Genomic DNA, 13,815 nt, shown 5'->3' on the forward strand with positions numbered 1-13,815 from the left:
CGAACGCTGCAAACTCGCCGAAGTTCGGGCATCATCGGGCGTCGTCCAACCACTGGGAGCCCTCATGACCACACCTACGCACTCGTCGTCGACCCCGTTTCGCGCGGTGTTCTTCGACTTCGGTGGGGTGGTGATCTCGAGTCCGTTCATCGAGCTGAACCAGTACGAGGCCGACCATGGCATCCCGCTCGACTTCATCCGTCAGCTCAACGCCAAGAACACCAACGACAACGCCTGGGCCCGATTCGAGCGGCGCGAGATCAGCGTCGAGGAGTTCGATGCCGCCTTCGCCGCCGAGTCCGAAGCGGCCGGCCACCGAATCCCAGGAGCGGAACTGATCGGCCTGCTCGAAGGCGAGATTCGCCCGGCGGTGGTCGAGGCCGTCGCGACGATCAAGAACAACGGCTACATCGTGGCGTGCCTCACGAACAGCACCGGTACGGACCACCGCGAGGAGGTCCTTGCCGTCAAAGCCATGTTCGACTTCGTGATCGACTCCAACGCCGTCGGTACCCGCAAACCCGAGCCCGAGTTCTTCGAGCGTTCGTGCGAGTTGGCGGGCGTCCAACCGGCCGAGGTGATCTTCCTCGACGATCTCGGCATGAACCTCAAACCGGCCCGCGAGATGGGCATGACCACCATCAAGGTGCTCGACGAAGCCCAGCTCCTGCGCGACCTCGGAGAACTCCTCGATCTGGACCTGGGCGCCTGACCGATCGGGCGAGCGTGACGGCGCTCTCGAGACCCGATTAGGGTCCGGATCATGACTCGATTGACCTCTCGTTCTCGTTCCGTCGCCGGCAAGCGGGTGATCGTCACCGGTGCTGCGTCGGGCATGGGCCGCGCCACCGCCCACCTCTTCGCCGACGAGGGAGCCCAGGTTGCGATCGTCGACCTCGATCCCGAGCGCGTGCTGGCCGTCGCCGACGAGATCCGCGACGCGCACGGTCCCGATGCAGCGGCGGAGTTCCCCTGCGATGTGAGCGATCACGCAGCGATCAAGCAGCTCGTCGCCGATGTCGTCGAACGGTTCGGCGGCGTCGACGCCTTGATCAACAATGCCGGTGTGGCGCTGCCCACGTCGGCCCTCCAGGAAGAGAAAAGCTACGAGGAGAACTGGGCCAAGACCCTGACGGTCAACCTCACGGCCCACTCCTGGCTGGTGCGAGCATGCTTGCCACACCTCCAGTCGGCGCCCGACGGTGGGCGTGTGGTCAACATCGCCTCCACCGAAGCCATCGTCACCACGGCCGGCATGACCGCCTACACCGCCAGCAAGTCGGGCGTGGTCGGCCTCACCAAGAGCCTTGCGGTCGAACTCGGTCGGCTCGGCATCACGGTGAACTGCATCTGCCCCGGACCGATCAACACCGGCATGACCGCCGGTATCGACGACGAGACGAAGCAGATCTACGCCAAGCGCAAGGTGCCGCTGCGTCGCTACGGCGATCCGGAGGAGGTGGCGCACATCACGGTCAGCATGTGCATGCCGGCCGCCAGCTACCTCAACGGGGCGATCGTGCCGGTCGACGGCGGCATGAGCATCCGCCACACCTGAGCACGCACACCTGATCACAGCCCACTGATTCGAGCGCTCGGGACCTAGGTCCCTGGAGCGCGCCTTGCGTCGACCTTACGTTGTAAAGGTCGGCGATCGCAGGCAGGAGACCACCGACCCGAGGTCAAGGGGAGGGTGATTCTCTTGAGCGAACCGAATGACGGGGTGCTGACGATCCAGAACCTCGAGGTGGTCTACAGCGATGTGATCCTGGCGGTGCGCGGGGTCAGCCTCGACGTGCCGAGTGGCGCCATCGTTGCGCTCCTCGGCGCCAATGGCGCCGGCAAGACCACCGTGCTCCGCGCGATCAGCGGTCTGCTCGGCAACCACCGGGGCCGGATCACCAAGGGCTCGATCACCCTCGGCGGCCTCGACATCACCGCTCGGTCGACGGCGAGCATCGTGGGTCACGGCCTGGCGCAGGTGATGGAAGGACGGCGGATCTTCGCCGACCTCACGGTGCAGGAGAACCTTCGGGCCGGTGCGCTGGTGCGCCGGCCCGGTCGCGACGAACTGGACGCCGCGTACGCCCACGTCCTCGGGCTGTTCCCCGTGCTGAAAGATCGGTGGGAGAGTTCCGCCGGCTACCTCTCCGGCGGGGAACAGCAGATGCTCGCCATCGGACAGGCGCTGATGTCGAGACCTCGCATCCTGCTGCTGGACGAGCCGTCGCTCGGTCTGGCTCCTCGGGTGATCGATCAGATCCGAGACGTCATCAGCGACATCAACCGGAGTGGCACTGCCGTGCTGCTCATCGAGCAGAACGCACAGATGGCGCTGTCGATCGCCGACCACGCCTACATCTTGGAGAACGGCAAGGTGGCGAAGGACGGGCCGGCCGACGAGCTGCGTGATGACCGCGACATCCAGGAGTTCTACCTGGGAATGGGAGAGGGCGGTCGCACGCGGCTCGATCAGGTGAAGAGCTACCGCCGTCACCGGAGTTGGAGTTCGTGATGACCATCGACCCCGCTGGCTCCGCCTCGACCACCTCCACCACCGCTACCGCCAAGCCGCTCCTCGACGTGCGAAACGTCTCGCTGTCGTTCGGTGGCGTCCATGCGCTCACCGATGTGAGCTACCAAGTCGACGACGGTGAGCTGTTCGCCGTGATCGGGCCGAACGGTGCAGGCAAGACCTCGATCTTCAACTGCCTCAACGCGGTCTATCGGCCCCAGACCGGCGCGGCGTTGCTCGACGGCGTCGACCTCCTCCAGCTGCGGCCGGTCGATACGGCCGAACTCGGTGTCGCTCGCACCTTCCAGAACCTGGCCTTGTTCACGAACCTGTCGGTGATCGACAACCTGATGCTGGGTCGTCACCACCGCTTGCGCTCGGGCCCGATCTCCGGCCCGCTGTGGTGGGGCAAGGCCCGCCGAGAGGAGCGCATCCAGCGGCAACGTTGCGCCGAGATCGCCGACCTCCTCGATCTCGCCGACTACGGCAGCATGCCGGTGGGGGCGCTGCCCTACGGCGTGCAGAAGCGCATCGAGCTCGGACGGGCCGTGGCGATGGAGCCGCGGTTGCTACTGCTCGATGAACCCGTGGCCGGCATGAATCAGGAGGAGACCGAGGACACCGCACGCCACATTCTCCAGATCCGTCGTGAGCTCGGTATTGCCACCATGCTCGTTGAGCACCAGATGGATCTGGTGATGGACCTCGCCGATCGGGTGATGGTCCTCAACTTCGGGTCGGTCGTCGCGATCGGGACCCCTGACGAGATCCAGCGCAACGCGAAGGTCCACGAGGTCTATCTCGGAAGCGAGGCGTCATGACCGCCACCACGCTGAGCACCCCTTCGTTGGCGACCGGGCCATCATCGCTCCCTGCGATGCTGCTGGCCCGCGCTGGCGACATGACCGACACCACGGCGATACGTCACCACCACCTCGGGATCTGGGAGTCGATCTCGTGGCGGGACTACGCCGTGCGAGCTGCTCGTGTGGGGATGGCACTCGAGCAGCTCGGCGTCGGCGTCGGCGATCGGATCGCCATCCACAGCGAGAACCGACCGGAGTGGTTGTTCGCCGACATCGGGGGCCAGGGGATCGGGGCGGTGCCGGTCGGCATCTACCCGACCTCTCCGGCATCGGAGGTCCAGTACCTGATGTCACACAGCGAGGCGTCGGTGCTGATCGTCGAAGACGAAGAGCAGCTCGACAAGGCGCTCGAGGTGCGTCACGAGCTGCCTCATCTGCGCCACATCGTCGTGATCGACGAACGCACGACCATGCACCATCTCGGCGATTCGCAGATCATGACCTTCGCCGAACTCGAGGCGATGGGGGAGGGCGCCGAGAGCCGTTGGCGTGAGCACGTGGGCCGGCTCGATCCCGATGGCGTGGCGCTGATCGTCTACACGTCGGGGACCACCGGTCCGCCGAAAGGGGCGATGCTCAGTCACCGGAACCTCGTGGCGGCGGCAAACACGTTCAACCAGGCGTTCGAGTCCAGCAGCAACGACGAGGTCCTGTCGTATCTTCCGCTCTGCCACATCGCCGAACGGCTGAGTTCGGCGATCAACGCGTTGCGGGTCGGCTACGTGGTCAACTTCGGTCGGGGCGGAGAGTTCTTTGCTCGGGAGTTGCGTGACGTCCAACCCACCATCTTTCTCGGGGTTCCTCGCGTGTGGGAGAAGATGGCGGCCACCGTCGAGATCCGGATGAACGATGCGTCGCGCCTCAAGCGGTCGCTCTACCACCTCGCCGTGCGACACGGCCGGCGTCACGCGCGTGATCTGATGGATGGGCGATCGAGCGTGGCGCAACGAGCCGTGATGTGGGTGCTCTGGCTGGTCGTGTTCCGGTCGTTGCGCGACAAGCTCGGTTTGCGTCGGACCCGGGTGGCGCTGTCGGGCGCTGCACCCATCGCACCTCAGCTCCTCGAGTTCTTCTGGGCCATTGGGGTGCGGGTGCGCGAGGGGTATGGCCAGACCGAGAACACGGCGGTCGCCACCTACACCCCCGACGACGACGTTCGGCTGGGCAAGGTGGGCAAGGCCCTGCCCGGCGTCGAGATTCGCATCGACGACAACGGCGAGATCCTGACTCGCTCGGCCTGCAACTTCGTGGGGTACCTGAAGAATCCGGAGGCGACAGCAGAAACGCTCGACGCCGATGGCTGGCTGCACACCGGTGATGTCGGCGAGCTCGACGCCGCCGGATTCCTGACGATCACCGACCGGGTGAAGGACCTGATCATCACGGCCGGCGGCAAGAACATCTCGCCGAGCGAGATCGAGAACCAGCTCAAGGTGTCGCCCTACGTGCGAGAGGCGATCGTCATCGGCGACCAGCGCCGGTACCTCGTCGCCCTCATCGGGATCGAGCTCGACACGGTCGGCGACTGGGCGGCCCGTCGCGGCATCGCCTACACCACCTATGGCGACCTGTCCTCGAAGCATGAGGTGGTCGGCCTCGTCAACGAGGTGGTCGAGCACGTCAACCGGGACCTCGCTCGGGTCGAGCAGATCAAGGCGTTCCGCCTCCTCGCCCGCGAGCTCGATCACGAGGGTGGCGAGCTGACCGCCACGCAGAAGGTCAAGCGGCGTTCGATCGAAACCGAGTTCGCCGAGTTGATCGAGGAGATGTATCGATGACCGACTTCCTCCAGCTGTGCTTCGCCGGTCTGGCGCTCGGCGCACGCTACGCACTCGTAGCTCTCGGGTTCGTGGTCATCCACCGAGCGACCGGTGTCATCAACTTCGCCCAGGGTTCGATCGTTGCGCTTGGCGCGTACTTCACGTTCAACGCACACCAGACGTGGGGTCTGCCCTTCGTCGTCGCAGCGGCCATCGGCATCGTGGCGACAGCAGCCGTTGGGCTCATCGTCGAGCGCGTGCTGCTCCGAAGGATGTCGGGGCAACCGGTCTTCTCGGTGATCATGATCACCATCGGCCTGCTGTTCGTCGTCGATCAGATCATCACGATGGTCTGGGGCCAGGATGCGCAGAACCTCGGCGATCCGTGGGGGATCGACACCGTGGTGGTCGGCGACATCGTGATGGCGGTGGTCGACCTCTGGGCGATCGGCCTGGCGCTCGTGGTGGTCGCATTGTTCTTCGTCTTCTTCCACTACAGCGGTACCGGACTGGCAATGCGGGCGGTCGCCATCGACGAGGAGGCAGCGATGGCTCGCGGGATCTCGGTGCGTCGGGTGGTCGCCATCGCCTGGGCGATCTCGGGTGGCGTCGCGGCCGTTGCCGGTCTCACGCTCGCCTCCGGTCCCGCGGCGCTCCGCCCCTCGATCGGCCTGATCGCTCTGGCTGCCTTCCCCGCCATGATCCTCGGCGGCCTCGACTCGCCGCTCGGCGCCGTGCTCGGTGGCTTCATCATCGGACTCACCCAAACCCTCACGGCCGGCTACCAGCCCGAGCATGCCAGCTGGCTCGGACAGGACTTCCAGTCCGTCACGCCCTACGTGGTGATGATCCTGATCCTGATGGTCCGGCCCTATGGACTCTTCGGAACGAAGGAGGTGGAACGACTGTGACCGCGATCCTTCGACGCCGTGAATCGGCGAACTCGGGCATGCTGCGGGATCAGCTCGACAGCGTGGCCATCTGGCGATCGGGGTGGCGCAAGGCGGCGCTGGTCCTCGGCATCGGGGTGTACCTCCTCGCGCCAATGCTGCTGTCGGACTTCCAGCTGTCGGTGGTCGACTACGCAGGCATCGCCGCCATCGGTGCGCTCGGGCTCAACGTCCTCACCGGCTACACGGGCCAGATCTCGCTCGGCCACGGCTTCTTCCTCGGCGCCGGTGCCTACACCGCGGCCTACGTCGGCGGCGAACTCGAGCTACCGCTGCCGGTGTGGCTGGTTGCCGCCGCACTGCTCGGCGCCGCGGTTGGCCTGCTCATCGGTCCGTTCGCCTTGCGGCTGCGCGGTAGTTATCTCGCCATCATCACGTTGGGCACCGTCTTCATCGGCCAGCACATCTTCGAGAATTGGGACAGCGTGACCGGTGGGCTCAACGGCATCAACGTCTCTGCGCCGGCGTCACTCGGACCGTTGGACTTCGCATCGCTCACGATCGCCGGCCACGACTTCAGTCGGGAAGGCGGCTACTTCTACCTGATCTGGGCGGTCGTGGCGTTGGTCGCGCTACTCATCAAGAACCTGATGCGTACCCGCCTCGGACGGGCGTTCCAGGCGGTGCGCGACCGTGACGCCGCCGCCGAAGTGATTGGTGTCCGACTCGCTCGCACCAAGGTGATGTCGTTCATGATCTCCAGCTCGCTCGCCGCACTCGCCGGCGCGCTCTACGGATCGTTCCAACGATTCGTCAATCCCGAGGAGTTCGGGCTCTTCCTCTCGATCGAGTACGTGGCCATGATCGTGATCGGCGGGGCGGCAACGGTCTACGGGCCCATCCTCGGCGCCTTGTTCATCACCACCGTGCCGTTCCTCATCGAGGAGTGGAGCGACCGGATTCCCGGCGTGGCCACCCAGGCCGGGGAATCGGGCATCACGGTCTTCGCCCTCAACCAAGCACTCTTCGGCGCCCTGATCATCGGCTTCCTCGTGATCGAGCCCCGTGGCCTCGCTGCGCTGTGGATGCGAATACGCATCTACTTCCAAGCCTGGCCGTTTTCATATTGATCTCAGGAGACATCCAGCAGAAAAGGACAACGGACATGACTGGACACGCGCGAGGGCCGCTCTGGCGGATCGCAGCTGCGCTATTCGCACTGGGGCTGCTCGCAGCCTCGTGTGGCGGCAGTGGCAGCGACGCTTCGAGTGGCGGAGACAGCAGTGGCGACAGTGCAACGACCGCCGGTGGCGACGGCGGTGACAGCGGAAGCGACGGCGGAGCGTCGGGCGGCGAGCTGACCGCCGGCCCGGGGTTCGACGGCTCCACCATCAAGGTCGGGGTGCTCTCGGCTCTGAGCGGGCCGGCGGCCGTGATCGGCACCCAGCTTGCCGCCGGGCAGCAGGTGTACTTCGACTATCTCAACGCCGAACTCGGCGGGATCGGTGGGATGTACCCGGTCGAGATCGTGCTCGAGGACCACCAATACGACACCGCCGCCACCGTGCAGAAGTACGGCAAGGTGAAAGACGACGTCGTGATGTTCTCACAGATCATGGGTACGGCGTCGGTGTTCGCCACCCTGCCGATGCTCGCCGAGGACAACATGGTGGCCTCGCCCGCCAGCCAGGACGCCCCGTGGGTACGTGAGCAGCACTTGATGCCGGTGATCGAGCCGTATCAGATCGATGTGATCAACGCGATGTCGTACTACCTCGGCGACGGTGGTGGTTCGGTCGACGACACGATCTGCGCCGTGATCCAGAACGACCTCTACGGTGAGGCCGGGCTCGAGGGCCTCGAGTTCGCTGCTGATCAGCTGGGGTTCGAAGTGTCCACCGTGACCCGCTACGGCAGCGGCGATCAGTCGTTCACCGCGCAGGTGACCGAACTGGTGAACGCCGAGTGCGACATGGTGTGGGCCACCGCGCTGCCCACCGAGTTCGGCGGCATCCTCGGCACGGCCGCGCAGTCGGGCTTCACCCCCCGCTGGATCGCCCAGTCGCCGGCATGGATCGACGCGCTGGCGGCCACACCGCTGGCCGACTACCTCCAGGCCTACGTCTGGGTGGCATCGATGGGTCAGGAGTGGGGAGCGGCGGACTCGACCGAGATGACCGCCATGGTCGAGCGTGTCGCCAAGTACAAGCCGGACCAGACACCCAGCTACTACTTCACCTTCGGCTACCTCCAGGCGTGGGCGGCCCATCAGCTGCTCGAGGAGGCGGTGGCGAACGGCGACCTCAGCCGTGAGGGGGTCATCAGCGCCATGAACGGGATGAGTGCACTCGAGTTTGGTGACCTCGCCCCCAGCTATGGCTACGGCGCTCCCGAGGACCGGAACCCGCCACGGTATTCGACCATCTTCGCGGTGGATGTGAGCAAGCCGTTCGCGCTGGCTGCTCTGGCGCCCGACATCACCTCGCCGGCCGCCGAAGCGTTCGAGTTCGTCGCCGCCGGCTGACGTCGAGCGACGGATCGGCGCCGAATCGACGTTGCGTCCACCGCACTCTAGGGTCGGTCGGTGACCCCATATCGGGGTGACCGACGATCGGGGGATCAGGGTGAAGGTGGACGCAGCGGGGGCAGGTCTTGACGAAGGGCGCCTCGGGCGGATCGGGGCGCATCTGCGTAGCCGGTATCTCGATCCCGGCAAGATCGCCGGCGCGCAGATGGCGATCGTGCGCGGTGGCACCGTCGGCTACTTCGAGAGCTTCGGTCTCCAGGATCGTGAGCGCTCGGTGCCGGTGGGTGACGACGCGATCTGGCGGCTGTATTCCATGACCAAGCCGATCACCGGTGTGGCCATGATGACGCTCTACGAACAGGGCCACTTCCAGCTCGACGACGCCGTTGATCGCTGGATTCCCGAGTGGAAGAACATGACGGTGGCCGAACCCGACGGCGAGGGTGGCACCCGAGTGGTGCCGGCCGACCGGCCGCCGACGATCCGCCACATCCTGTCGCACACCTCGGGCATCGGGTACGGCCCGGGCAATCAAGACCTCGTGATCGGCGATCGCAACTGGCTTGCCGACCACGACCTCGAGTCGATGTCGAAGGAGTTCGGCAACTGGCCGCTGCGCTTCCAGCCCGGGACTCGTTGGCTGTACTCCCACGGGATGGACATTGGCGCTCGCCTGGTCGAGATCATGTCGGGCATGGCGTACGACGACTATCTCCGTACGGCGATCTTCGAGCCCCTCGGCATGGTCGACACCGACTTCTGGGTTCCCGCCGACAAGGTCGGCCGATTCGCCGCCTGCTACGGACGCAACGCTCGCAAGGAGTTGGTGCTCACCGATGATCCGGAGGCGAGCACCTACCTCCGCAAGCCCAAGCTGCTCAATGGCGGCGGAGGGCTCGTCGGCACCACCGCCGACTACCTGCGGTTCATCGCCATGCTCGCCAACGGCGGCGAGCTCGATGGCGAACGCATCCTCGGTCGCAAGACGCTCGAGCTGATGACCTGCAATCACCTGCAGGGTGACGGGGAGATGGCCGACTTCGCCCTGCCGATGGGCTACGGCGAGGTCGGCTTCACCGGCACCGGCTTCGGACTCACGGTCGCCGTGTCGAAGGGCCCAGCTGCCTCCGGCGTCGCCGGGACGGCCGGCGAGTTCATGTGGGGTGGCGCCGCCTCGACCACCTTCTGGGTCGATCCCGTCGAGGAGCTGGCCGTGGTGTTCATGACCCAGCTCCTGCCATCGGGCACCTTCAACTTCCCCGACCAGCTCAAGGCATTGGTGTACGGCGCCCTGCTCTGAGCCTCCAACCACTCAGCCCCAGCGGACCGGGAGGTGCTCGATCCCGAGCACGAAGTTGCCGGCTCGCTCGGGCTGGGCAACGCCCGGGGTGACGAGCTCGAGGTCGGGCAGGCGGTCGAGGACCTCCTCGAACAGAACGCGGAGTTCGAGGCGAGCGAGCTGGGCGCCGAGGCAGAAGTGCCGACCGTTGCCGCCGAAGGCCATGTGCCGGTTGGCTTCGCGGGTGATGTCGAACTCGTCGGGGCGGTCGAACATGGCCTCGTCGCGGTTGCCGGACAGATAGAGCAGGCGGAGCCGGTCGCCCTCGAGGACCTGCTGATCGCCGAGCACGACGTCGCGAGTGGCGGTTCGGTTCATGTTGCGCACGGGTGTGACCCAACGCAGCATCTCCTCGATGGCGTTGGGGAGGAGCGAGCGGTCGGCCCGTAGCGCCGCCATCTGCTCGGGATGGAGGAGGAGTGCTTCGAGGCCTCCGGACATCACATGGCGTGTCGTCTCGTCGCCGCCGACGAGGATGAGCATGGTCTCGTAGATGAGGTCCTCGGTCGACAGCGGCTCACCGTCGACGTGAATGAGAAGACTGATGAGGTCTTCGGCCGCCGGGTCGGTTCGGGTCGCCATCTTCTCGACGATGTACTCGATCCACTCGAATACCGCGACCTCGACCTCGGAGCGGATCTCTTCGCCGCCGGTGGCGAACAGATCGGACCAATGGAGGAGCTTCTTCTCGTCGGCCATCGGGAGGCCCATGAGCTTGGCGATCATGCGCAGTGGGATCGGCTTGGCGATGTCCTCGACGAAGTCACAGGTGCCGTTGTCGATGACGTTGTCGATCAGTTCGGTCACGGTCTCCCGGAGAAAGGCTTCGTGGTCGGCGACCCGGCGAGGGGTGAAGCCCGAGCTGACGATGCTGCGGCGCCGAGTGTGATCGGGTGGATCGGCATTGATCATCGAGGGGACCGAGCTGGTCGGTCGGGAGCCGAGTGAGCTGCAGTAGGTTTCCCAGTCGGCCTCGATGTGGCTGATCAGCTTGTGGGTGGTGACGGCCCACAGGCCTGAGATGTCGTCCCAGTAGATCGGGGCGTTGGACCGCATCCAGCGCATGTGCTCGAAGGGATCGGCGTTGAAGGCGAGGCTGAGGACCTCGACACCGTCGCGCACCGGATGCTCGGGTGTGCGGTGCACGGTGCGGGACTCGTCGTAGCGATAGAGGTGGGCATCGCCGCCGTTGGGTGTCGTTGCCGAGCGCAGTTCGGTGCTGTCCATGCCGTTCGCCTCTCGTTGCCGTCGATCGGCCCCTGTTCTAGTTTGGGTCCGGCGAGGAGGGGAAATGGAGGGGGACGGGTATTGGTTGGGCGTCGATCTCGGGACGTGCACGACCACGGCCGCCACTCGTGATTCGACCTCGACCACCATGGTGTCGCTCGGCCGTGATGGGCATGACATGCCGTCGGTGGTGGCGATCACCGACGACGGTGTGCTCGTCGGCGAGGCAGCACACCGCCGGGCCAGGATCGAGCCGGGAACGGTCGCCCGAGAGTTCAAACGGCGCATGGGCGACACGACTCCCATGCTGGTCGGTGGCCGGTCGGTCACGCCGGAGTGGTTGACTGCGCAGGTCCTCGGACACGTAATCGCCAGTGCCCGGGAGCAGCGAGGCACCGACCCGGATGGTGTCACGCTCACCTACCCGGCCACGTGGGGTGACTACCGGCTCGATCGAATGCGTGAGGTGGCGGCGTTCGCCGGCCTCGACTCCGTCGAGTTGCTTCCCGAGCCCGAGGCCGCGGCGCGCTTCGCCGCGAGCACCGGGCGACTCGATGTCGGGCAGCTGGCTGCCGTGTTCGATCTGGGAGGGGGCACCTTCGACACGGCACTGGTCCGGCGGACCGATCCGTCGTCCTACGAAGTGGAAGGCCGGGCCATCGGGCTGGAGCGATTGGGCGGAGTCGATCTCGATCAGGCCCTGTTCGATCACGTGGTCGACACGCTCGATCTGGATCTCGCCGAGCTGCCCGATACGCCGACCACGCTCGCGGCCGTCGTGCAACTGCGGGACGACGTGATCGGGGCCAAGGAACAGCTCTCGTTCGACTCCTCGACCGTCGTGCCCGTGATGCTGGAGGGGCGCCAGACGCAGGTCCGTCTCACTCGCTCGGAGTTCGAGACCCTCGCCCGGCCGTTCATCGATCGCGCGGTCGACAGCCTCGAGGAGGCGATCGACACCGCAGGGATCGCCCGTGGCCAGGTCGATGTGATCGTTCCCGTCGGAGGAACCTCACGCGTCCCGCTCGTCGCCGAGCGGCTGTCCTCCCGTCTCGGTATCCCGATCGCCTCGGCGACCAATCCTCGACACGCCGTGGCCCTCGGCGCCGTCGTGGCCTCCTCCCCGCCGGAACCTTCCAGCGCCGACCTCGACGAAGAGTCGCCATCCTTGGTCGACGATCGGTCCCTCGTGGTGGCCGCTGCGGCGACGTCGGCGGACGCACCAACGGCCGCCGAGCTGCCTCCACCTGCGGCGGAGCCCCCGTCGCTCCCACCCGCCGGCGACAGCGCTGCCGTCGTCGAGCCGGTCGACGTCGTGGCCGGGGGCGGACCGACGAGGTCGAGCCGTCTGCTCCTCGTTGGCGCACTGGCGGTGCTCGTGCTCGCCGTCGTTGGCGTGTGGCAGCTGATCGGCGATCGCGACGCCGGCGGTGACGACGTATCGGCCACCGGCGGCGTCGAGGCATCCGACGATGGCGAGACCGACCAGCGTGAGGCAACCGGCGAGGTGCCATCGACCGGGTTCGAGATCGAGAACCCCGTCGGCAATGGCTACCAATCGAGTGCCTTCGGCCTACCTCTGGCCGACAGCGGTCCCTCTCGCCTGCCCCAGCAACTGTGGCAGAACCAGGTCCCCGGCATGTTCCAAACACCGGTTGGCTCCGGTGGCGTGCTCGTCGCCTCCGGAGCTGAACAGGTCGGCGACCGCTACCTCTCGCGGCTCACGGCCATCGACCCATCGACCGGCGCCGAGGTCTGGCGTCATGAGACGATCGACTTCCTCCACGCGTATTTCGTCGGTGACGGTGCAGTGGTCGGGTTGTTCCAAGTGGATCCGCTGGTCCACGACGCTGAGGCGATCGAGCCGCTGAGACTCGATGCGGTGTTGATCGATCTCACGACGGGCAACCCGCAGTCGCGGCTCGACATCACCTCTTCATCGGTCGACGTGGGGATGACCCCGCTGATGTCGGCCGTCCTGCAGGACAATGTCGTGGTCACCAGCTGGCACGATGGCACCGAGCTGATCTCGTCGGCGTACGATCTCGCCGCCGCCCAACCGCTCTGGGAGCAGCGAGACCCGGCGCCGGAGTTCGCTCCGTCGACGGCGAGCGATCACGGCGTGTTCGTTGTCTACGGCGACGGTCTCCTGGTCGTGCGCGACCTTCGCAGTGGCGAGCGGTTGTGGTCGACCGTCGATGTCACGGGCCAAGCAGTGAAGGCGGTCGCCGGCGGGGTGATCGTGATCGGCGGAGCGACCGGACGGACGGACTTCGACGCATTCGACCTCCAGAGCGGAGAGGCTCGCTGGAGTGTCGCCCAGGGGTTGACGTTGGGCTTCACCGTCGACGAGGAGTACCTCTACGGCCTGCTGTCAGATTCGGATGCGCTCTACGCGGTCGACCTGACGGACGGAAGCCTGCGTTGGGAGGAGCGTCTTCCCAATCTCGGATGGGGTCTCGATCTGATTCGAGCCGGTGACGACCGGGTCTACCTGATCGATGAGGGATCGAACCTGGTCGCCTTCGACGCCCGCAATGGTGAGCCGTTGTGGCAGAGCAACGTCGGCACGATCGGCGCCGAGGACGACTACAGCTTCCAGCTGACCACCGCCGGCGAGGTCGTGTTCGTCCACTTGCGCGACTCGATCGTCGCGTTCGGCTGACCGGTGGCGAGCGGCAGGCCGCCCAC

The 13,815-nt window shown here is 66.2% G+C and carries 11 protein-coding genes; 10 read left to right on the forward strand and 1 reads right to left on the reverse strand.

Translation table 11 applies throughout. The features are described 5' to 3' along the window. The first annotated feature begins 64 nt into the window (after positions 1–64). From R2733_18580 to R2733_18620, 9 genes are all read left to right on the forward strand, one after another. Positions 65–712 carry an HAD-IA family hydrolase gene (locus R2733_18580; protein MEZ5378517.1) on the forward strand — a complete coding sequence of 216 codons (648 nt, stop codon included), beginning with the start codon at positions 65–67 and terminating at the stop codon, positions 710–712. Between the two features lie 51 nt (positions 713–763). Continuing rightward, entirely contained in the window at positions 764–1,558 is a 795-nt protein-coding gene (locus R2733_18585) for an SDR family NAD(P)-dependent oxidoreductase (protein ID MEZ5378518.1), read from the forward strand. Between the two features lie 144 nt (positions 1,559–1,702). Beyond that, positions 1,703–2,515 (forward strand): ABC transporter ATP-binding protein, encoded by an 813-nt coding sequence (locus R2733_18590; protein MEZ5378519.1) that lies wholly within the window; start codon positions 1,703–1,705, stop codon positions 2,513–2,515. Further along, positions 2,515–3,336 carry an ABC transporter ATP-binding protein gene (locus tag R2733_18595; GenBank protein ID MEZ5378520.1) on the forward strand — a complete coding sequence of 274 codons (822 nt, stop codon included), beginning with the start codon at positions 2,515–2,517 and terminating at the stop codon, positions 3,334–3,336. Before R2733_18590 ends, R2733_18595 begins: the two co-directional genes overlap by 1 nt. Next, positions 3,333–5,159, forward strand: a complete 1,827-nt coding sequence (locus tag R2733_18600) for an AMP-binding protein (protein ID MEZ5378521.1) — start codon at positions 3,333–3,335, stop codon at positions 5,157–5,159. Before R2733_18595 ends, R2733_18600 begins: the two co-directional genes overlap by 4 nt. Then, a complete protein-coding gene (locus R2733_18605; protein ID MEZ5378522.1) occupies positions 5,156–6,052 on the forward strand; it encodes a branched-chain amino acid ABC transporter permease in 897 nt (298 codons plus the stop codon). The genes R2733_18600 and R2733_18605 overlap by 4 nt, the downstream gene beginning before the upstream one ends. Next, entirely contained in the window at positions 6,049–7,161 is a 1,113-nt protein-coding gene (locus tag R2733_18610) for a branched-chain amino acid ABC transporter permease (GenBank protein ID MEZ5378523.1), read from the forward strand. The genes R2733_18605 and R2733_18610 overlap by 4 nt, the downstream gene beginning before the upstream one ends. A 35-nt stretch (positions 7,162–7,196) precedes the next feature. Further along, positions 7,197–8,555 (forward strand): ABC transporter substrate-binding protein, encoded by a 1,359-nt coding sequence (locus tag R2733_18615; protein MEZ5378524.1) that lies wholly within the window; start codon positions 7,197–7,199, stop codon positions 8,553–8,555. Positions 8,556–8,631: 76 nt separating this feature from the next. Beyond that, a complete protein-coding gene (locus tag R2733_18620; GenBank protein ID MEZ5378525.1) occupies positions 8,632–9,858 on the forward strand; it encodes a serine hydrolase domain-containing protein in 1,227 nt (408 codons plus the stop codon). 12 nt (positions 9,859–9,870) lie between these two features. Here the strand turns inward: R2733_18620 and R2733_18625 are convergent, their stop codons facing one another. Continuing rightward, positions 9,871–11,124 (reverse strand): cytochrome P450, encoded by a 1,254-nt coding sequence (locus R2733_18625; GenBank protein MEZ5378526.1) that lies wholly within the window; start codon positions 11,122–11,124, stop codon positions 9,871–9,873. Positions 11,125–11,188: 64 nt separating this feature from the next. On the opposite strand from R2733_18625, the gene R2733_18630 reads away from it, so the two are divergent. Next, positions 11,189–13,789, forward strand: coding sequence for an Hsp70 family protein (locus R2733_18630; GenBank protein MEZ5378527.1), 2,601 nt, complete (start codon positions 11,189–11,191; stop codon positions 13,787–13,789). Positions 13,790–13,815: the final 26 nt, after the last annotated feature.

It is taken from the genome of Acidimicrobiales bacterium (genome assembly GCA_041394265.1).
Lineage (GTDB): Bacteria > Actinomycetota > Acidimicrobiia > Acidimicrobiales > SZUA-35 > JBBQUN01.